The sequence below is a fragment of the Sphingomonas sp. genome (assembly GCF_035998645.1).
Taxonomy (GTDB): Bacteria; Pseudomonadota; Alphaproteobacteria; order Sphingomonadales; family Sphingomonadaceae; genus Sphingomonas.
Genome location: NZ_DASYHL010000003.1, coordinates 431652 through 451890 on the forward strand (window position 1 = coordinate 431652; position 20239 = coordinate 451890).

The 20239-nt window shown below is 67.1% G+C and carries 16 protein-coding genes and 1 tRNA gene; 4 read left to right on the plus strand and 13 right to left on the minus strand.

From position 1 onward, the window contains the following. Positions 1–295 precede the first annotated feature (295 nt). Complete coding sequence (locus tag VGN66_RS05830; protein WP_327517917.1) at positions 296–922, plus strand: response regulator transcription factor; 627 nt, start codon at positions 296–298, stop codon at positions 920–922. Here VGN66_RS05830 and VGN66_RS05835 read toward each other — a convergent pair. From VGN66_RS05835 to VGN66_RS05845, 3 genes are all read right to left on the minus strand, one after another. Then, positions 911–4306 (minus strand): PAS-domain containing protein, encoded by a 3396-nt coding sequence (locus VGN66_RS05835; protein ID WP_327517918.1) that lies wholly within the window; start codon positions 4304–4306, stop codon positions 911–913. The two genes, VGN66_RS05830 and VGN66_RS05835, sit on opposite strands and share 12 nt — an antisense overlap. Positions 4307–4371: 65 nt before the next feature. Beyond that, positions 4372–5226 (minus strand): formyltetrahydrofolate deformylase, encoded by an 855-nt coding sequence (gene purU, locus VGN66_RS05840; RefSeq protein WP_327517919.1) that lies wholly within the window; start codon positions 5224–5226, stop codon positions 4372–4374. Next, a complete protein-coding gene (locus VGN66_RS05845) occupies positions 5223–6110 on the minus strand; it encodes a methylenetetrahydrofolate reductase (RefSeq protein ID WP_327517920.1) in 888 nt (295 codons plus the stop codon). The genes purU and VGN66_RS05845 overlap by 4 nt, the downstream gene beginning before the upstream one ends. Before the next feature lie 116 nt (positions 6111–6226). On the opposite strand from VGN66_RS05845, the gene VGN66_RS05850 reads away from it, so the two are divergent. Then, positions 6227–6946, plus strand: coding sequence for an alpha/beta hydrolase (locus tag VGN66_RS05850; protein ID WP_327517921.1), 720 nt, complete (start codon positions 6227–6229; stop codon positions 6944–6946). Between the two features lie 19 nt (positions 6947–6965). Next, positions 6966–8357: a syringate O-demethylase gene (gene desA, locus VGN66_RS05855; RefSeq protein WP_327517922.1), complete on the plus strand. Its 1392-nt coding sequence runs from the start codon at positions 6966–6968 to the stop codon at positions 8355–8357. Between the two features lie 190 nt (positions 8358–8547). Here desA and VGN66_RS05860 read toward each other — a convergent pair whose 3' ends face one another. From VGN66_RS05860 to VGN66_RS05870, 3 genes are read right to left on the minus strand one after another with little or no spacing between them, the layout of a single operon-like run. Continuing rightward, complete coding sequence (locus VGN66_RS05860; protein ID WP_327517923.1) at positions 8548–9297, minus strand: IclR family transcriptional regulator; 750 nt, start codon at positions 9295–9297, stop codon at positions 8548–8550. Positions 9298–9311: 14 nt separating this feature from the next. After that, the gene (locus VGN66_RS05865) at positions 9312–9701 is read right to left on the minus strand and encodes a nuclear transport factor 2 family protein (protein ID WP_327517924.1); all 390 of its coding nucleotides are present in this window, start codon (positions 9699–9701) and stop codon (positions 9312–9314) included. Beyond that, the gene (locus VGN66_RS05870; RefSeq protein WP_327517925.1) at positions 9698–10822 is read right to left on the minus strand and encodes a cobalamin-independent methionine synthase II family protein; all 1125 of its coding nucleotides are present in this window, start codon (positions 10820–10822) and stop codon (positions 9698–9700) included. The genes VGN66_RS05865 and VGN66_RS05870 overlap by 4 nt, the downstream gene beginning before the upstream one ends. A 193-nt stretch (positions 10823–11015) precedes the next feature. Between VGN66_RS05870 and VGN66_RS05875 the strand changes: the two genes are divergently transcribed. Next, on the plus strand, positions 11016–11939 hold the full coding sequence (locus tag VGN66_RS05875) for a LysR family transcriptional regulator (protein ID WP_327517926.1): 924 nt from the start codon (positions 11016–11018) through the stop codon (positions 11937–11939). A gap of 23 nt (positions 11940–11962) precedes the next feature. On the opposite strand, the gene paoC is transcribed toward VGN66_RS05875, so the two are convergent. From paoC to VGN66_RS05910, 7 genes are all read right to left on the minus strand, one after another. Continuing rightward, entirely contained in the window at positions 11963–14161 is a 2199-nt protein-coding gene (paoC, locus tag VGN66_RS05880; RefSeq protein WP_327517927.1) for an aldehyde oxidoreductase molybdenum-binding subunit PaoC, read from the minus strand. A gap of 3 nt (positions 14162–14164) precedes the next feature. Beyond that, positions 14165–15115 (minus strand): xanthine dehydrogenase family protein subunit M, encoded by a 951-nt coding sequence (locus tag VGN66_RS05885; protein ID WP_327517928.1) that lies wholly within the window; start codon positions 15113–15115, stop codon positions 14165–14167. Further along, positions 15112–15741 (minus strand): aldehyde dehydrogenase iron-sulfur subunit PaoA, encoded by a 630-nt coding sequence (gene paoA / locus VGN66_RS05890; protein WP_327517929.1) that lies wholly within the window; start codon positions 15739–15741, stop codon positions 15112–15114. The genes VGN66_RS05885 and paoA overlap by 4 nt, the downstream gene beginning before the upstream one ends. A 125-nt stretch (positions 15742–15866) precedes the next feature. Then, positions 15867–16121, minus strand: coding sequence for a hypothetical protein (locus VGN66_RS05895; protein ID WP_327517930.1), 255 nt, complete (start codon positions 16119–16121; stop codon positions 15867–15869). A gap of 227 nt (positions 16122–16348) precedes the next feature. Further along, positions 16349–16435: transfer RNA gene (locus VGN66_RS05900), tRNA-Leu, on the minus strand. A 97-nt stretch (positions 16436–16532) separates the two neighbouring features. Beyond that, positions 16533–17738 (minus strand): MFS transporter, encoded by a 1206-nt coding sequence (locus tag VGN66_RS05905; RefSeq protein WP_327517931.1) that lies wholly within the window; start codon positions 17736–17738, stop codon positions 16533–16535. Positions 17739–17786: 48 nt separating this feature from the next. Next, complete coding sequence (locus VGN66_RS05910) at positions 17787–20051, minus strand: beta-glucosidase (protein ID WP_327517932.1); 2265 nt, start codon at positions 20049–20051, stop codon at positions 17787–17789. Positions 20052–20239 lie beyond the last annotated feature (188 nt).

Below are 20239 nucleotides of genomic sequence, written 5' to 3' on the forward strand. Positions count from 1 at the left end.
CGTAATCCATCTGAGCCATTGGCCTGTTCGCCCTCCCGATCGATCTGCCTTCTATGCGTCGCTGACGACGTGAGGCAAGCTGGATTGTAGGACAACTTACATTCCGGCGCGATTGCGACCATAGTCGTAAGTCCATGACCTGTCGCGATCTCATCCCCGTTCAGCATGACTCCGGCGATTCGCTACCCTATGGATCGTCGATCGGGTCGACGGGGACGGAGGGACGCATGACGCCAGCGGCGCAGCCTGTATTTTGCAAGCCGGAAGCCCGCGCGTCGGGCCGGAAGCGCGCGGGTTGAGCGGGTCGGTCCTTATCGCGGACGATCACCCGCTGTTCCGGCAGGCGCTGCGGCTGGCGGTCGAGCGGATCATCCCGGGCACGCGCATGATCGAGGCTGGGACGCTGGCAACCGCCGCCGCCGCGGCCGCCTCGGCGCAGGATTTGCGGCTGATCCTGCTCGACCTGAAGATGCCCGGCGCGGTCGGCTATTCCGGGATCGCCTTGCTGCACGCCGAATGCCCCAAGGTGCCGATCCTGGTCGTCTCCAGCGCGGGCACGGAGGCAGCGGCTGAGGCGCGCGCGTTCGGCGCGGTCGGGTTCCTGCACAAGGGCTGCGATCTCGGCACGATCGAACAGGCGATTGCGCGCGCGCTCAACCATGATGCGCCGGTGGAGCAGCCGCTTGGCGACCGGCCGATGGATCAGGTGCGCAAGACCGTCGCGGGCTTCACGCCGATGCAGCTCAAGGTGCTGCTCGCGGTGCTCGACGGACAGCTGAACAAACAGATCGCGCACCGACTCGACATCAGCGAGGCGACGGTGAAGGTTCACATGACCGCGATCATGCGCAAGCTGGATGTGCGCACCCGCACTCAGGCGGCTTTGGTCGCGCGCTCACTCGGGATCGACTCACAGGGCTGAAGCGCGGCGCAGGAAGGCATCGATCGCGGCCGGCGTGGCCGGTTTGGTGAGCATCTCGACCCCCAGGGCTCCGGCCTGAGCGCGCACCTCCGGCGTCGTCTCCGCCGTGACCAGCAGGATTGGCAGGTCGGCCCGCGCGGCGCGCAGCTGGGCGATCAGCGTCACGCCGGTTTCTCCGCCCGCGAGTTGATAATCGACCAGCGCCGCGTCGATCCGGTCGACATGGTGCAGGGCGTCGCCGATCGTCTCTGCACCGACGCCGCGATGGCCGAGCGCTTCGAGTAGCGCGATGCTCGCCGTGACGATCCGCGCATCGTCATCGACGACCAGAACCGTGAGCGCGCGTTCAGCGCCCTGCGTCACCGGAGCCGGCTCGGCGGGCGCGTCAGGGGCAGCGTCGTGCGCAGGCAGGGTCAGGCTGAAGCAGCTGCCGCGTCCGGGCTGCGAGCGGACCGCAATGTCGCCGCCGAGCAGCGGGACGATCCGCCGCACCAGCGCCAGCCCGAGCCCCAGCCCCTCGACCTCCACCGCGCCCAGCCGGGTGAATTCGTTGAAGATCAGCGGGATTTGCGCGGCGTCGATTCCCACGCCGCTATCGGCCACATCGATGCGCCAGTGGCTGCCGCGTCGCCGCACCCCCACCACGACGCCGCCCGCCTGCGTGTAGCGCAGCGCGTTGGCGATGATGTTCTGCAGCACCGAACGGAGCAGCCCGGCATCGCACTGGACGGTGCCGCGCAGCGCTGTGGCGCGCAGCTTCAGGCCCTGCGCTGCGGCGGTCGGGCGGAAACTGTCGATCAGGTCGGACAGGAACGGTGCGAGCGCGATCGCGACCGGCTCCGGGGTCACGCCGCCCGCATCCAGCCGGCTGATGTCGAGCAGCGAGCGCAGCAGATCCTCCGCCGCGACGAGCGAGTTTTCGACCTGTGCGACCAGCGTCTGCTGCGTGGGCGCGGCATCGCGGGCGAGCGCGCCGGTGAACAGGCGCGCGGCGTGGAGCGGCTGTAGCAAGTCGTGGCTAGCTGCTGCGAGAAAACGCGTCTTGTCGCGGTCGGCCAGCGCGAGGCGGCGGTTGACTTCGCTCAGCTCGCTCGTGCGTTGCTCGACCCGGCGCTCCAGCTCTTCCAGCGTGGTGCGCAGCTCGGCGCGCATCCGCGCTTCCTCGCTGATGTCGGTGAACGACATGACATAGCCGCCGCCCGGCATCGGCCCGCCGACGGTCTTGATCGTCTTGCCGTCGTGGCGGCGGCGCTCGAAGCTGTGCGGCTGGCCATAGCGCAAATGGCCAAGGCGCTTTTCGACATGATATTCGACATCGCCGGGTCCGAAATCGCCGTGCCGGGCATTGTGGCGGATCAGGTCGGCGATCGGCGCGCCGACATGAACCAGCTCTGGCGGGTAGTCGAACAGGTCGAGATAGCGGCTGTTCCACGCGACGAGGTTCAGCTCGGCATCGACGACGCTGATCCCGGAATCGATATTCTCGAAGGTCGATGCGAGCAGCTTGCGGGAAAACTGCAGGCTCGCGCCGCCCTCATCCAGCAGGCGGGCGACATCCTGCAGGCTCAGCCGGTTTCCGGCGAGCGCCGATGCGACCAGCGCGCGGGCGGAGGACGATCCGACGACCTGCGCGATCAGTGCGCGCGCGCGGCTGGCGGTGCGGCGATCCACGGGCGCGAGCGGATCGACGTCCTCGAACGCGCGTTCGGCGCGCTCATGTCCGACGAAACTGCCGGTCAGCAGCATCAGGTCGCGCTGGTTGCTGATTGATCGCTCGGCGCCGAACAGACGCGGTAGCTGCGGCGCGCCGATCCCGCGCGCCGCGATGGCGGCAAACACGATCAGATTAGCGCCGATGCTCCAGATCACGCCATGGGTGAGCGGCGAGGCGGCGCCGATGCCAAGCAGATTGACCGGGTCGGCCGGCCCGCCCGACAGCGCGGCGATCCAGCTGGCGGGCAGGACCGGGGGCAGCGCCAGCGTGTAGAGCCACAGCAGGAACCCGATGGTCAGGCTCGCGCGGGCCGCCAGCGGATCGCGGCCCTTGCCGGTCGCAGCGAGCAGCAGGTGCGGCACGAACTGCGCCATCGCGGCAAAGGCGATCAGGCCGATCGACGCGAGTGAATCCTGCGACGACACCAGCAGCGCCCAGCCGAGGCCGAGCGCCATGATGGCAAGGATGGTGAGGCGGCGCAGCGACAGCATCCGCTGGCCCATCGCGCCGGATTCCCCGGCTGAACCGAGGCCCCGGCGGCGGATCAAGGTTGGGAAGAGCAGGTCGTTCGAAACCATCGTCGCCAGCGCGGTTGAATCGACGATCGCCATCGACGCGGCTGCACTCACGCCGCCCAGCAATGCCGCGGTCAGGATCAGCGCCTGACCGCGCGCGGCGGGCAGCTCCAGCACGAAGAGATCGGCGGAGATGCCGGGGTCGAGCAGGATGATTCCGGCCAGCGCGATCGGGAGGACCACCAGCGCCATGATTGCGAGATAGGCGGCGAACCCAAAGCGGGCGCGGACGAAATCATCGGGCCGGCGCGCCTCGACCAGCCCCATATAGAATTGGCGTGGCAGGACCAGGATTGCGGGCATCGCGATCAGGAAGATGACCGCGACCTCCAGTGAGATGCGATCGGCGCGGAAACTTTGCTGGAACCCTTCAAGGCCGCGATTGAGCGACGCCGCGTCGGCGTTGACGATCACCGCGACCGCGATGCCCGCGACCAGCACCAGCGCGATCAGCTTGATCACCGACTCCAGCGCGATCGCGTAGAGCAGCCCCTCGCTGCGCCCGGCCAGCTCGAACTTGCGCGCGCCGAACAGCGCGGCGAACACCGCCAGCACCGGGGCGGCGATCAGCATCGTCTGCGTACTGACATCCGCGCCCGACACGATCGACAGCGCCGCGCCGATCGAGCGCAGCTGCAGCGCGATGTAAGGGATCGTGCCGCACAGCGCGATCATCGTCACCAGCCGCGCGACCACGATATCGTGGCCGAACCGCGCCGCGATGAAGTCGGAGACCGTCGTCGCGCGCTCTTCCGCTACTGCATCGGCAAGGCGGCGCAACAGGCGCGGCGCAGCAAGCAGCAACAGGATCGGGGCGGCGTAGATCGGCAGATAGCTCCACCCGTCGCGCACCGCGCTGCCAACCGCGCCGTAGAAGGTCCAGCTCGTGCAATAGACCCCGAGCGCCAGCGTATAGGCGTGGCGACGCAGCCGGGGCCGGTCGATGCCCTCGGGCTTGCGTTCGACGAACGCTGCCACCGCGAACATCAGCAGGACCAGCGCCAGCGCGAAGAAGGAGGACAGGCCGAGGCTCATCGCCGACCCGCGCTGGCCGGTTCCGTCGGACTGACCGCGATCGGCCCCCGTCTGCTGCAAGTCGTCGTCATGGGACGGCCAGCATAGCCGGGTTTCAACCTGAGGCTAGCGGGCCTCCGGGCTGATTACGCCTTGAACACGACCGTCCGCGCGCCGTTGAGCAGAACGCGGTCCTCGAGATGGTAGCGGACCGCGGTTGCCAGCACGCGGCGTTCGATGTCGCGGCCCTTGCGCACCAGATCGTCGGGCGTGTCGGCGTGCGAGATCGCTTCGACATCCTGATGGATGATCGGGCCTTCATCGAGGTCTTCGGTGACATAGTGCGCGGTCGCGCCGATCATCTTGACCCCGCGCTGATAGGCCTGGTGATAGGGCTTGGCGCCCTTGAAGCCGGGCAGGAAGCTGTGGTGGATGTTGATGCAGCGCCCGGACAGGAACGCGGACAGATCGTCGGACAGGATCTGCATGTAGCGCGCGAGCACGATCAGCTCCGCGCCGGTCTCCTCGACGATCGCCTTGATCTGCGCCTCCTGCGCCGGCTTGGTGTCGGGGGTGATCGGGAGGTGGTGATAGGGGATGTCGCCGATCATCGACGTCGCGAGCGCGCTGCGCGGATGGTTGGAGATGATGCCGACGACATCCATCGTCAGCTCGCCAATGCGCTGGCGATAGAGCAGGTCGCCGAGGCAATGGTCGAATTTGGAGACCAGCATCAGCACGCGGGTCGGGCGCGAATTGACCCGGAACTTCCACTCCATGCCCCAGTTTGCGGCTAGGTCGGCAAAGCGCCCCTCGATCGCGGCGACCTTGCCCGCTGGCGCGTCGAACACGGTGCGCATGAAGAAGCCGCCGGTGATCGCGTCATTATATTGCTGCGATTCGACGATGTTGCAGCCTGCGTCGGTCAGGAACCCCGCGACCGCGGCGACAATGCCCTGCCGGTCGGTGCAGTGGAGCGTGATGGTGCAGGTCTCGGTCATGCGCTCGGGTCCAGTCCTGTCGCTCGCGCATAGCCGTCGATCCAGTCGAGCGTGCGCGCGAGCCCGCCAAAGGGGTAGAAATGCAGTCGCACTGGCCCGTGATCGGGCGTCAGCGCGGCTTCCAATATTGCGACGAAGCGATCGGGGCCAGCGCTTCCGATCAGATTGCCGAGCGACAGGCCATATTTGCGCAGCACGGCGGTCGATGCCCCGACGCCGCACAGCGCGGCAAAGCGCATCAGCGTCTTGATCCCGGCCGGTCCCGGCACACCCAGCCGCACCGGCGCGTCGATCCCCCCGCGGCGCAACTCGCTGAGCCAGCGGACCACGGCATCGGCGTCGAAGCCGAATTGCGTGACGATCAGCGGGGCCATGCCGCGTCGCGCGATCTCATGGCATTTGCCGTCGAGCACCGCGAAACACTCGGCCTGCGTCATGTTGGGGTGGCCTTCGGGATGGCCGCCGACGCCGATCGCGCGAATCCCGCTGCGCTCGAATGCCCCGGTCGCGATCAGCGACGCGCTGTCGGCAAACGGCCCGGCGGGCGTGGACGGATCGCCCGCGACGACGAAGCAGCGTTGCACGCCGGCCTGTTCGACCACGGCGGCCAGATAATCCTCGAACTCCGCGCCCGACCCGATCCGCCGCGCGGAGAAATGCGGCATCGGCTCGAACCCCAGCGCGCGGATCGTCTGCGCGGCGCGCACCCGGGCGTCGAGGGTCTCGCCGGGCAGGAAGGCGATGGCGATCGGCGTTGCCGGCGGGATGCGCGGCGCGACCGTGCGCAGGGCATCGGCATCCTTGGCGGTGATCTCGATCGAATAGCCGTCGATCGCCGAGGTGGCGGGGCGGGACCAGTTGGGATGGATGAGGGGAGGGGGCACCGGAATCCTCGTCCTAAGTGGAGCATCGCCCTGCGAACTTTGCGGGCATTTGCCGTCTAGCGCGCGGACTCAAATTCGCATAGACGAATAATTCACGTATGCGGATTGAAACGGACTTGCGCGAAGACCTGCTGATCCTGCCGGGATTGATGTGCGACGCGGGCATGTTCGCGGCGACGCTGGCGGCGTTCCCGCAGGCGCGCGCGATCGGCGACCATTATCGCGGTGCGGACGATATCGGGGCGATGGCGGAGCATGTGCTTGCCTTCGCGCCGGCCCGCTTCGCGCTGATCGGGCATTCGATGGGCGCGCGCGTCGCGCTGGAGGTGGTCGCGCGCGCACCCGATCGTGTCACCCGGCTGATGATCGCCGACACCGGCGTGCATGGCGTGCGCGAGGGTGAGGCAGACAGCCGCCATGCGCTGCGCGATCTTGGCCGCCGCGAGGGGTTCGACCGGCTGGTCGATGCCTGGCTGCCGCCGATGGTCGGTGACGCCGCGCGCGCCGATGCGGCGCTGATGGCTTCGCTGCGGGCGATGTGCCTGCGCGGCGGGCAAGCGGTGTTCGAGGCGCAGACGCACGCGCTGTTGCACCGTCCCGATACCGACGCGGTACTGCAGGCGCTGGCCCGTCCGGTGGCGGTGGTGGTCGGTGCCGAGGATCAATGGTCCAGCGTCGCTCAGCACGAAGCGATTGCCGCGCGGATCGCCGGGGCGCGGATCCATGTCATTCCCGGTGCCGGCCATATGGCACCCGCCGAAAAGCCCGAAGATTTCAACACCCTGATCCGGGAATGGCTGGACGCGCGCGTCCCCGCCACGCCCCTCACAACCTGACCTTAGGAGAGGCACGACCATGACCGACAAGACGCTTCAGAACCTGCTCGATGAACAGGGCAATATCGTCGACTTCCTGCGCAACCAGCAGGTTGGCCCCAACGCCTATCCGGGCGTGCCGGCTGAATATTCCAACTGGCGCGACGAACAGCTGTCCTGGGCGAACGCTGCCGTGCTGTTCAACCAGAGCTTCCACATGGTCGACCTGCTTGTCACCGGGCCGGATGCGTTCGAGATGCTGCACTATCTCGCGCCCAACAGCTTCAAGGGCTTCGTGCCGAACCGCGCCAAGCAGTTCGCGCCGGTCACGCCCGATGGCTATGTCATCGGCGATGTGATCCTGTTCTATCTCGAAGAGAACACGTTCGAGCTGGTCGGGCGCGCACCGTCGATCGAATGGGTCGAGTTCCACGCAGCATCGGGCAAGTGGGACGTGACGGTCGAGCGCGACGAGCGCACCGCCGCACGGCCCGACAAGGACAATCGCCGCAATTATCGCTTCCAGCTGCAGGGTCCGAACGCGATGAAGGTGCTGGAACGGGCGATGGGCACGACCCCGCCCGAGCTCAAATTCTTCCACATGGCCCCCATCACGATCGCCGGCGTCGAAGTGCGCGCGCTGCGCCACGGCATGGTGGGCCAGCCGGGCTATGAGCTGTTCGGCCCGTGGAAGGACTATGACACGGTCCGCAATGCACTGATCGAAGCAGGCAAGGACTTCGGCCTGACGCTGTGCGGCGGGCGCACCTATGCGTCGAACACGCTGGAATCGGGCTGGATCCCCTCGCCGCTGCCGGCGATCTACACTGGCGACTCGCTCGCCGAGTATCGCGCCTGGCTGTCGGCCAAATCCTACGAGGCGGGGGCATCGGTCGGCGGCAGCTTCGTGTCCGAGAAGATCGAGGATTATTACCTGACGCCGTGGGACCTGGGATATGGGCACATGGTCAAGTTCGACCATGATTTCATCGGTCGCGAGGCGCTCGAGCGGATGAAGGACCAGCCGCATCGCCGAAAGGTGACGCTGGCGCTCGATACGCAGGATATGCTGCGCGTGATGAGCTCGATGCTGCAAAAGGGCGATCGCGCGAAGTTCCTCGACTTCCCGAGCGCGGTCTATGCGATGCACCCCTATGACGCGGTGCTCAAGGATGGCCGCCCGGTCGGCATTTCGACCTGGATCGGCTACACCGCCAATGAAGGACGCTTCCTAACGCTGGCGATGGTCGACGCGGACGTTGCCGAGCCCGGCACCGAAGTGACCTTCGTGTGGGGCGAGCCCGATGGCGGCACGCGCAAGCCGACGGTCGAGCGGCACGTGCAGGTCGAGATCAAGGCGACCGTCGCCCCCGCGCCCTATTCCGAAGTCGCGCGCGATTCCTACGCCGAGGGCTGGCGCACGCGCGGGTGATAATCGTCTCATTCCTCCCCTGAGCTGGTCTCAGGGGAGGGGGACCGCGCCCGAAGGGCGTGGTGGAGGGGCGGCCGCGCAGACGGCCGGGAACAGCTCGGCAAAATTCCGCCCTCTGCGGGGCGGCCCCTCCGTCAGCTTCGCTGCCACCTCCCCTGCGGGGCAGGGGAGGAATCGTTGCTCGCCCCGCTTACGCCCCCGCGTCGATCGCGGCGCAGGCGGCGGTGAGGCGGTCCTTGATCTGCGCGCGCGCCTCAGCCGTGTGGCGCAGCTTGGGTAGCGCAACGGCAAGCGCGCCGACCGCGACGCCATCGATCCGCACCACGCGGGCAATGCCGCAGACTCCCAGCGTATATTCCTCGTCCGTCAGCGCGAAGCCGGTGTCGCGCACCGCCGCCACCTGCGCGCGCAACGTCGCTTCGTCGGCAACCGTGCGCGGGGTGAATAGGGGGCGGGGGGCCTCGGCAAAATAGCGCGCCAGCGTCGCCTCGTCGAAGCTCGACAGGATTGCCTTGCCCGCCGCCATGCAGTGCATCGGCGTGCGCGCGCCGACGCTGACCGAATAGCGTAGCGCTTGTTCGGCGGTTTCGGTCACGCGCGCCTCAATCTCCCAATCGGTGGCGGTGAAGAAGGACGTAGTTTCGTTGAGTGACCGGCGCAGCGCGCGCACCTGCGGCGCCACGCGGTCCTCGATCGACATTGCGCTCGCAGGCATGCGCAGCCGGTCCAGCCCCGCCCCGGCAAGGTAGCGGCGACCCTCGCGACGCAGATAGGTCCGCTCGCACAGGGTGGCGAGCAGATAGGACAGGCTGCTGACCGGGATCTGCAATGCGGCGGCAATGTCCTGCGCCGCCACGCCGGAAGGATTGCCGACGACATATTCGATGATGTCGAGCGTCCGCATCGCGGACTTGACCGTCGGCTGGGTGGGTTTGGTCATTCGGCTTCCGTTGTTCAGAAGGTCAGACTACCCCGGCGCTCGGCAAATCGCCATCCGGCATCGGTGCGGATGAAGCGGTCGTGGAAGCTGCCGACCTTGGGCGCGCCGTCGCCGGTGAACAGCAGCATCGCGGATTCGCCGATCGCGTGATCCGCGTCGATCACGTCGATCACGACATTGGAGCAGATATGCCGCGTGGTGCGTGCGGGGCGGGCGAGGAACGCCGCCAGGATTTCCCCACGCCCCGCGATCCAGTCATCGGGCGCGGTCGGGCGGCTCATCCGGCCATCCTCGGCATAGAGGTCGGCCAGTTCCGCCCAGCGCGCGGCGTCGTTGAGGTTGGCGTAGCGCGCGACCAGCCTGGCGCAGTCGGCCTCGATCGCGCGGGCGGCGTCCGGCGTCACAGCCGCGCGTCCGCCAGATCCGCGCCCTCACGCAGCGCGCGCAGCTTCTTCCAAGTCACATCCGGATCGATCTTGCCATAGCCGGCAAAGGTGCCGAAGCCGCAATCGGTGCTGGCGATCACCCGGTCCTTGCCGACGATGCGCGCGTAACGCTCGATCCGCTGGGCGATCAACTCGGGATGCTCGACATAGTTGGAACAGGTGTCGATCAGCCCCGGCGCGAGCTTTTTATCGTCGGGCAGCGCCGCGTCGCGCCACACGGTCCATTCATGCTCGTGGCGCGGGTTCGCCGCTTCGAACAGGATCGTCGCCGGGCGCGCGGCGAGGACGATGTCGATCACCTTGTCGAGCGCGATGTCGCAATCATGCGGCCCTTCATAATTGCCCCAGCAGACGTGCATCCGCATCCGGTCGGCGGGAATGTTCGCGGTGGCGGCGTTGAGCGCTTCGACATTGGCGGCGGCGGTTGCCAGGAACTCGGCGTCGCTCTGGTCCTGAAATCCGGTGTGCCGCGACATGGCGAGGTCGGGGCAGTCGAGCTGAAGGTCGAACCCGGCGGCGACAATCGCCTCATATTCCGGGCGCATCGCATCGACCAGATCGGCGAGATATGCCTCGTGCGAGGGGTAATGCCGATTGACCTGGAACGCGGTGATCAGGCCGGGCGAGGCGGCATTCATGAACCCGCGCGCGCCGCCGCCAGTCTTGTCGAGCGCATGGCGGAAGCGGCGGATATCGTCGTGCAGCGGGTCGAGCGTGCGCAGCCGCACCGGGCCGATGCACGATGCGCGGGTAAATTCCTGGCTGCCCATGATCGCAGACAGTTTGCGGGAAAGGTCGGGGTGGGCGGCGAGGTCGGCGGCGGGGCGCCGGTCGATATGCCCGCCAAATCCCTCGAGCCGCTCGATCATGTAGGTCGAATAGCCGACCTTCCCCAATTCACCGTCGCTGACGATGCTGACCCCGCATGCGACCTGCTGCGCCACCGCGGCATCGACCGCCGCCTGAACGCGCGTGTCGAACAGCGCCGCGTCATAGGGCTCACCCTTGTCGCGGGCGAGCAGCAGCGGGGTCAATTCGTCACCGCGCGGAAGGCTGCCCACATGCGTCGTCGCGATCATCCACCATCTCCCTGATTGAGCGGTGGTGATGGCATTATTTCATGGATGTGCAAGCATCATGCTTGCGAAATTGAGTTGGGCGTCCCCGGTGACCGCGCTGGCAGCGATCGGTTCGCCGTCGGAATGAGTAGCCAAGCGGGATGACTCGGCATATCGACTGGTTCTGGCGAAAATTCACAAATGGAATTGATGCATGCGCCTCGATCATTTCGACCTCAACCTGTTGATTGCGTTCGATGTCCTGATCGAGGAGCGGAGTGTCACGCGTGCGGCGGAGCGACTGAACCTCACCCAATCGGCGATGAGCGCGGCGCTGAAGCGGCTGCGTGAATCCTTCGCCGATGACATTCTGGTCCAGCATGGCAAGCGGATGGTGCCGACCGCCGCAGCGCTGTCGCTCGCCCCGGACGTGTCCGCTGCGCTGCTCAACATGCGCGCGATCCTGGCGAGCGGGATGCGCTTCGATCCCGCCCAGTCGCAGCGCACGTTCCGCATCGTCGCGTCGGATTACATCACCACCGTGCTGCTCGGCCCGGCGCTGCGGATGCTGCACAAGGAAGCGCCGCATATCCGGATCGAGATCACGCTGCCGCGATCGGACATTCTCGAACTGCTCGACGATGGCGAGATCGACCTGCTGATCTCACCCGAGCAGTTTCTGAGCCCCGACCATCCGCGCGAATTGCTGTTCGAGGAGCGGCATGTCGTCGTCGGATGCGCGAGCAACCCGGCGATGCAGCGTCCGCTGGATGCGGAGACCTATTTCGCCAGCGGCCATGTCGCGACCAGCGTGTCGCGCGACGGCACGTTCATCGACAACTATCTGCGCGGGCAGGGCGAGCAGCGGCGGGTCGAGGTCACCTGTGCGGCATTCTCGCAGGTGCCGTGGATCCTGCCGGGCACCACGCGTCTCGCGCTGATGCACGAACGGTTGGCCCGCGAACTTGCCCCGCAACTGAACCTGCTGATTCAGGAGCCGCCGGTTCCCCTCCCGCTGATGCGCGAGATGATGCAGTTTCACAGCGCCCGCGCGATGGATCGCGGCCTTGCATGGCTGTGCGAGCGCCTGCAACGCGTGGTCAGCACGGGAGCGAGCCCGGCCGGACAAGCGCGCTGACCCGGTTCACATCGCGCCTGCGATCAGGCGATCGCGGGCAGCTTGTCGAGATATTTGTCGAGCGTCAGCGGATACTCGCGCACGCGGATGCCGGTTGCGTTATAGACCGCATTGGCGACCGCCGCGCCGGGTCCGCAAATGCCGAGTTCGCCGACACCCTTGGCCTTCAACGGCCCGATCACCGGGTCGAGCGTGTCGAGGAACACGCACTCCTGATGCGGAATGTCGGCATGGACCGGCACCTCATATCCGGCGAGGTCGTGGTTGATGAACAGGCCAAAGCGCTTGTCGACGGCCAGTTCCTCCATCAGCGCGGCGCCCGCCGACATCACCATTGCGCCGATCACCTGGCTGCGCGCCGAGAGCGGGTTGAGGATGCGGCCCGCGTCGCACACGGCGAGCATCCGGCGGATCCGGGTCTCGCCAGTATAGGCGTCGACCGCGACCTCCGCGAAATGGCCGGCATAGGTGCCGACGTCATAGTCGCGCTTGAACGCGCCGTAGCTCATCTCGCCTTCGGCCGACATCGCGCCGACATCGCGCAGCGCGATGGTGCGGTTGCCGAGCTTGATCTTGCCGTCCTCGAACACCGCAGCATCGCCATCGAAGCCGAGCTTTTCGCCGATCGCACGGCGCAGCACGAGGCAGGCGGCATAGACGCCGGCGGTCGAACTCGCCGCGCCCCATTGCCCGCCTGAACCGGCAGCGGCGGGGAAGTCGGAATCGCCAAGCTCGACCGACACGCGGTTGAGCGACACGCCCATCGTCTCCGCTGCAGTCTGCGCGATGATCGTGTAGCTGCCGGTGCCGATATCGGTCATGTCGGTCTGGACAGTGATGCGCCCGTCCGCGCCCAGCTTGATGCGGGCGGCCGACTTCATCGTCGGGGCACCGCGATAGCCGGCGGCGACGCCTATCCCGATCAGCCAGCGCCCCTCACGCGTCACACCGGGCTTGGCATTGCGCTTGCCCCAGCCGAAGCGGTCGGCGCCTTCGCGCAGGCAGCGGGTGAGGTGACGGTCGGAAAATTTGCGCTGCGGATTGCTCGGCACCGTCTCCGGCTCGTTGCGGATGCGCAGTTCGACCGGGTCGATGCCGAGCTTTTCGGCGAGCTCGTCCATCGCGACTTCCAGCGCCATATGCCCCGGCGCCTCGCCCGGTGCGCGCATCGCATTGCCCTCGGGCAGGTCGAGCGTCGCGATATAGTTGGCGGTCAGGCGGTTGGCCCCGGCGTACAGCTTGGGCGTCTGCAGCGTACCGTTCTCGCCATCCTCGCCGTTGAGGTTTCCGGACCAGTTTTCATGCGCAATCGCGGTGATGCGCCCGTCCTTCTCCGCACCGATGCGGAGCCGCTGGATGGTGGCATGGCGGTGAGTCGCGTTGTTCGCCATCAGCGGGCGCTGCATCGCGATCTTGACCGGTCGCCCGGCTGCCTTGGCGGCGAGCGCGGCGAGCACGGCGTCGGCGCGGACGAACAGCTTTCCGCCAAAGCCGCCGCCGACATAGGGCGAATCGACGCGGATATTCTCCGCCGGGATGCCGAGGATCTGGCTCATCGACCGCTTGGCCCAGTTGATCATCTGGTTCGACGTCCAGATCGTCAGCTGGTCGCCCTCCCATGCCGCGATGGTCGCGAACGGCTCCATCATCGCATGGCTTTCGTCGGCGGTGTGGTAGCGCGCGTCGAGCTTGACCGGGGCGGCGGCAAAGGCCGCGTCGAAATCGCCCTGGGTCTTGCGATCGGGCTTGTCGCCGCTGCCCTTGGCCAGCGGCGCGTCGGGTGCCGCCTTTTCGAGGTCGAATGCGCCCTCGGCCCGATCATAGCGGGTCTGGATCAACGCTGCGGCGGCGCGCGCCTGCTCGAACGTTTCGGCGACCACGCAGGCAATCGCCTGATGATAGTGCGAAATCTCGCTGCCGCCGAACAACGGCGCATTGTTGAACTGCGGCTTGCCGACCGGCTTGGTCTCCGGCGCAGCGACGACTGCGATCACGCCCGGCGCGCTTTTGGCGGCGCTGGTGTCCATCGACGTAATGCGTCCCTTGGCGATCGCCGATCCGACGATGAAGCCATAGGCCTGGTTGGCGGCGACGTCGTGGCGCTCGGCCGCATAGGGGGCGGTGCCGGTGGTCTTGAGCGGGCCGTCGATGCGCGGCGTCGATTTGCCGACGATCTTGGCCTTGTCGAACAAATTGGTCCCGGCCGGGGCGTTGAACTCCATGGGTCAGCTCCTCGCATCGGCAAGCACGCCCGCGAGCGTGCGCTCGGCGAGGGTGATCTTGAACTTGTTTTCTTCGGTCGGGCGGGCATCGGCAAAGGCGCGGGCAACGACCGCGCGTGCGCCCTTTGGCAACAGCCGGTCGGCCTCCTCGACCCGCCACGGCTTGGGCGCGACCCCGCCGAATGCGACGCGGCCGGTGCCGTCCTTGTGCAGCACCGCCGCCACCGACAGCAGCGCAAAGGCATAGGAGCTGCGGTCGCGGACCTTGTGATAGATATGCTTGCCGCCAAGCGGCTTGGGCAACGTCACCGCCGTGATCAGCTCACCCGGCTCAAGCGCGGTTTCGATATGCGGGGTGTCGCCCCACAGGCGGTGGAAGTCGGCGATCGGGATCGCGCGGGTCGTGCCGTCGGGCTTCACCGTTTCGACCACCGCGTCGAGCACGCGCAGTGCCACCGCCATGTCGCCGGGATAGGTCGCGATGCACGCCTCGGACGTGCCGATCACGCCCAATTGCCGCGAAAACCCGCCGATTGCCGCACAGCCGCTGCCCGGCTTGCGCTTGTTGCACGGCAGATTGGGGTCGTAGAAATAGGGGCAACGGGTGCGCTGGAGCAGGTTTCCGCCGGTTGTCGCCTTGTTGCGCAGCTGGCCCGACGCGCCGGACACGATCGCGCGGGTCAGCACGGCATAGTCGCGCCGCACGCGCTTGTCGGCGGCCAGCGCGGTGTTGCGCACCATCGCCCCGATGCGCAGTCCGCCATCGTCGGTCGACTCGATCGTGTCGAGGCCGAGATGGTTGACGTCGATCAGGTGGGTCGGCGCCTCGATCTCCAGCTTCATCAGGTCGAGCAAATTGGTACCGCCCGCGATGAAGCGCGCACCCTGAATCCGCGACGCCATCGCCGCCGCCTCAGCGGGTGAGCTGGCGCGGGCATAGCTGAACGCCTTCATGCCTTGGCTCCTGCAACGTCCGCCATTGCCTCGGCGATGTTCGAATAGGCGCCGCAGCGGCACAGATTGCCGCTCATCCGCTCGCGCATTTCCATGTTCGTGGCGCGCGGCTTGTCGGCTACATCCTCCTGGACATGGCTCGGGATACCGCGCTTGATCTCGTCGAGCACCGCGACCGCCGAGCAAATCTGCCCCGGCGTGCAATAGCCGCATTGGTAGCCATCATGCTTGACGAAGGCCGCCTGCATCGGGTGGAGCTTTTCGGGCGTTCCCAGCCCCTCGATCGTCGTCACCGCGTCGCCGTCATGCATCACCGCGAGCGTAAGGCAGCTGTTGATCCGCTCACCATTGACGATGACGGTGCACGCGCCGCACTGGCCATGGTCGCAGCCCTTTTTCGTGCCGGTGAGCTTGAGGTGCTCGCGCAACGCGTCGAGCAGGGTGGTGCGGACATCGAGGTCCAACTCGCGCAGCTTGCCATTGACGGTCAGAGTGACAGGCATCTTGCTCTCCACGGCCTGAGTGCGCGCCGCCGCCGCATTGCGAACCTGGCTGGCGGCCACACCAGCGGCTCCGGCGGCGAGAACACCACGCCGGGAAAGGTTGAGCAAGTCCCGCTCATTCATGGTTCGCAGCCTTCCGTTTCGCGCCAATCCCCCGCCGTAACGTACAGCGCGGGAAATTGTTACCGGGCTTGCACAAGATGCTGCGGAGAGCGCGACTCATCCCCGCACCGTTTTTGGCGGCTAGCTTACAGGCCCAGTTTCTTCAGCTTCGCATCGATCTGGTTTGAGATCGGGGTCTCGCGCGCGGTGCGCGTAAGCCGTGTCCGTAACCGCGACGCCGCATTGCGATAGGCTTGCCAGCGAGTACGCCGCGCCGTGCGGGTGGGGTAGGGCGCGGGCAGGTCGAGCTTGAGCTCTTCGGCAGCGAGCAGCGCTTCGACGATTTCGAGCGCGTCCCGAAGACCCTCGGCTCGGCCCGCTTTGAATTCAGAGCTTTCCATCGCCGGTTTCTAACCCGATCCGCCAAGCGGCTAAAGCGTCATTTCGGGTCCTCTACGGGCGTCGCTGAACCGGTCCCGAGCGTGCAATGCCGCAGGCCCAAAGCGGCGCCTGTCATAGCCCCTGAATGCACGCGAATGATTGCGGACGCGCCGGGACCCTGATCGGGAAAAAGTCTAGGTTTTCCGGGGTTTTAGCCCATTCGCGCGAGATGCTGCGAATGGGTGTCTGGTGCCCAGAAGAGGACTCGAACCTCCACGACCTTGCGATCGCCAGCACCTGAAGCTGGTGCGTCTACCAATTCCGCCATCTGGGCACGGGGTAGGCGAGCGCAACTACGGTTGCGTCCCGCGGCTGTCAACCGCCATCGCCCGCAAATTTGTGTAGCGCTTCGATTTTTTCTCGCCTCCCCCTCAGCGCTGCTGGCGGATGCCCAGGACCAGCCCGCCGCCGATCAGGGTCAGCGCGGCGAGCAGCAGCATGACCGGGCCGAAATCATGTGGTGTTGCGAGCGCCCAGGCGAGGGCGGGGCCGAGCAGGGCGGGGAGGGTGTTGGTGAGGTTGATGAGGCCAAGGTCGCGGCCGCGGTTCTGTGCGCTGGGGAGCAGTTGCATTGCGAAGCCCGAATGGATCGACAGGAACACCGACGAGCCCATTGCGTAGAGTGCGAAGGCGGGGGCGGCGAACGACCAGTCGCGGGCCAGCGCGAGGCCGAGCAGGCCGATCGCGGCGATGGTCGCTGCGGCGAGGAGGAAGGGCTTGCGTTGCCCGATCCGGTCGGACCAGCGCCCGATAAGGATCGCGACGGGGAGGGGGAGAAGATAGGCGATCGTCATCAACTGGCCGATCGGGCCAACTTGCTGCGCGGCGGACAGATCGGGGTCGATGCTGACGAAATAATAGACGAGATAGAGCGAGAGGACGTTGCCCGCGATCTGGACGAGCAGCCGCGCGGTCCAGGCGATGGCGAGATCGCGGCCGAGCAGGCGGGCCGGGGCGCCGTCGCTCGCGGGTGCTGCAGGGCGGGCCGGTGCGCGGAGCAACGGCACGACACAGATCAGCACCGCGGCGAAGACGAAGCCGAGCTGTGCCCCCACTCCAGCGAGCCCGAGCCCGATCATCAGCGCGCCGACCCCCGATGCGAGCGGAGAGCCCAGCGCGATCAGCCCGCCGGCAAGCCCCATCTGCGCGCCGGGCACTTCATCCGCCATGATCGCGAACATGGGCGAGAGTAGCGCGTTGACCGCCACCTGGAACAGGATGATCGCGAGGATGATCGCGGCGGGGGTCTGCGCCAGCGCCACGGCGACAAAGGACGCGGCGAGCAGGATCAGGCCGAGCACGACCCAGGGGCGCCGCTGTCTGCCCCGGGCGAGCGCGCGGTCGCTGGCCCATCCAAAGGCGATGTTCGCGATGCTGGCGGCCAGCGCCCCGGCGATCACCGTCGCGGTGAACAGGCCGATGCGCGCCTCACCCGCAATCTCCGCGATCCTGACCGGCAGCAACAGGCTGAGCAGCGGCAGGAAGGCGATGACGCCCCCCGCATTGGCGAGCGCGACCAGCAGGATGAATCCCATCCCGCGCCGTGCCGCGCCGCCTGAACCGCTATCGGTCGTCACCCTCTCCGCCCGTTCGGCCGCATGGATGCGCGGACCGTTCGCCGATGGCTAGGGCTTCATCGTCGCCGCGTCGAGCGTGGTGGTGAGCGTCATCGATCGGTCCGTCGCATCGCGGGCGATGGCGACGCGATAGCTGCCCCCCGCGATCCGCCAGCCGGGAAGGCTGGTGTCATAGTCGGCGAGGATGCGCGGCTCGGCGGTCAGTGTCACGCGGCGCGATTCGCCGGGGTTCAGGCTCACACGCTGGAACCCGGCGAGCCGCATCGGCTTGCCCGATCCGTCGCGGGTTACATAGAGCTGGGGCACATCGGCGCCGGCGCGCTGGCCGGTGTTGGTGACGGTGAAGCTGACGGTCAGCGTCTTGCCTCCCGTGACCTGCGGCTGGGCATAGGCGAAACTGGTGTAGCTGAGGCCATGGCCGAAGGCGAAGAGCGGCTTGTTGCCCTGCTTCTCATACCAGCGATAGCCGACGTCGCTGCCCTCCTGATACTTCACCGGGAAGGTCTTGAGGCTGAAATCGCCGCCCGCTGCCGGGTTCGACGCGGCATCGCGCTCAAGGCCGGTGAGCAGATCGAGGCCGACCGGGGTGGGGCGTGGCGCCTGTGCCTCGCGCGCGGGGAAGGTGATCGGCAGGCGGCCGGAGGGATTGACCTTGCCGGTCAGGATATTGGCGATCGCCTCGCCGCCGCGCTGGCCGGGGTACCACGCCTGCACCACCGCCGGGACCTGTTCGATCCACGGCATCGTCACCGGGCCACCGGTGCTGAGCACGACGACGGTCTTGGGCTGTGCCTTGGCGACCCCGCCGATCAGCGCGTCCTGATGATCGGGCAGGCGCAGATTGGGGACGTCGTCGGCCTCGGTCGTCCATTGCGTGGCAAAGACGATGACGATGTCTGCCTTGGCTGCGGCTTCAAGCGTCGCATTCATGTTGCGGCCGTCGGTGAAGTCGACCTGCGCGCCGGGAACTGCCTTGCGCAATGCGGCGAGCGGGGAGGAGGCGTGGTAGGTGATCCGTGCGAACGAGGCCGAGCCGCCATAAGCGAGCGGGATTTCGATCGGCGCGCCGCCGACCGAGCGGACCTGGCTGGAGCCGCCGCCCGACAGGACGCCGACATCCGCACCACCACCGATGACGAGGATCTTCTTCGCGCTCGCCGCCAGTGGCAGGATGCCGCCGTCATTCTTGAGCAGCACGATGCCGGCCTCGGCCGCGCGCTGGGCGACATCGGCATTGGCGGCGTAATCGATCGGCTGGGCGGTGGCGGGCGCGGGCGTATCGAACGCGCCGGTCAGGATCAGGCCGGTAAGGTACCGCGCGACCATGTCGTTGAGGCGGGCCATCGGCACCTCGCCCTTCTCGACCGCAGCCTTGAGCGGCGCGTCGAAGAACATCGCCTTGTCCAGCTCCTGCCCGGACTGCTGGTCGAGCCCGGCATTGGCCGCCTTCACCGTGGTGTGCACGCCGCCCCAGTCGCTCATCACCCAGCCGGGATAGTTCCAGTCGCGCTTGAGCACCGTGTTGAGCAGGAAGGCGTTCTCCGACGCCCAATGGCCGTTGACCTTGTTGTACGCAGCCATCACCGATCCGGGCTTGCCCTTTTCGATCGCGATCTGGAAGGCGAGCAGGTCGCTTTCGCGCAGTGCCGCCTCATCGATCTGCGCATCGAGGACCATGCGGCCCGTCTCTTGCGCGTTGAGCGCGAAATGCTTGATGGTCGACACGATGCGGTTCGACTGAACGCCCGCGATATGCGCGCCGCCCAGCTCGCCGGCGAGCAGCGGGTCTTCGCCGAGATATTCGAAATTGCGCCCGCCCCATGGGTCGCGGGTCAGATTGACGCCGCCGGCCAGCAGCACGTTGAAGCGCTTGGCGCGCGCCTCCGCGCCGATCATCGCGCCGCCCGCGCGGGCAATTTCGGGGTCGAAGGTCGCGGCCGTGGCGAGGCTGGACGGGAGGGCGGTCGCGACATCGCCCTTGCGCTGTTCGACCTGATTCGCAACGCCGAGCGAGGCATCGCTTTCGCGCACGACCGGAATGCCGACGCGCGGCACGCCGTCGATATGCCCGGCCGACGGGATCAGTTCGTCCTGCGTCTTGCCGCCTGCCATCGGCGGGAACAGGCCATGGACCAGCGCGATCTTTTCATCGAGCGTCAGCTTGGCGACGATCGAATCGGCACGGGCGCGGGCCTGTTTGGGCGTAACAGCGGCTTTGGCGGAGGCCGTCGGAGCCTGTTGCGCGACACCGGCGGTGGTCGCGAATGCGCCGATTGCGGCCGCGGACAAGAGTGCGGCGATCATCCTCGACATCGAAATTCCTCTCCAGACCCGTGCGCCGAGCGTTTCCCCGCTAGCTGCACTGATCCTTCAGACAGCATAGATTGGGAACGTTCACAATAGCAGATTTGCGCGCTTTCATCATCCGAATGCCATGTCCGACCCCGCTTGACAACGTTGTACAACGGGTTCAAGTGAACGTTCTCAACGCGAGCACGAAT

Bases quoted from the DNA above. Each gene is read 5' to 3' on its own strand.
- paoA (WP_327517929.1), bottom strand. From the start codon at position 15,741: ATGAATGAGCGGGACTTGCTCAACCTTTCCCGGCGTGGTGTTCTCGCC.
- desA (WP_327517922.1), top strand. From the start codon at position 6,966: ATGACCGACAAGACGCTTCAGAACCTGCTCGATGAACAGGGCAATATC.
- VGN66_RS05885 (WP_327517928.1), bottom strand. From the start codon at position 15,115: ATGAAGGCGTTCAGCTATGCCCGCGCCAGCTCACCCGCTGAGGCGGCG.
- VGN66_RS05875 (WP_327517926.1), top strand. From the start codon at position 11,016: ATGCGCCTCGATCATTTCGACCTCAACCTGTTGATTGCGTTCGATGTC.
- purU (WP_327517919.1), bottom strand. From the start codon at position 5,226: ATGACCGAGACCTGCACCATCACGCTCCACTGCACCGACCGGCAGGGC.
- VGN66_RS05910 (WP_327517932.1), bottom strand. From the start codon at position 20,051: ATGTCGAGGATGATCGCCGCACTCTTGTCCGCGGCCGCAATCGGCGCA.
- VGN66_RS05860 (WP_327517923.1), bottom strand. From the start codon at position 9,297: ATGACCAAACCCACCCAGCCGACGGTCAAGTCCGCGATGCGGACGCTC.
- paoC (WP_327517927.1), bottom strand. From the start codon at position 14,161: ATGGAGTTCAACGCCCCGGCCGGGACCAATTTGTTCGACAAGGCCAAG.
- VGN66_RS05870 (WP_327517925.1), bottom strand. From the start codon at position 10,822: ATGATCGCGACGACGCATGTGGGCAGCCTTCCGCGCGGTGACGAATTG.
- VGN66_RS05895 (WP_327517930.1), bottom strand. From the start codon at position 16,121: ATGGAAAGCTCTGAATTCAAAGCGGGCCGAGCCGAGGGTCTTCGGGAC.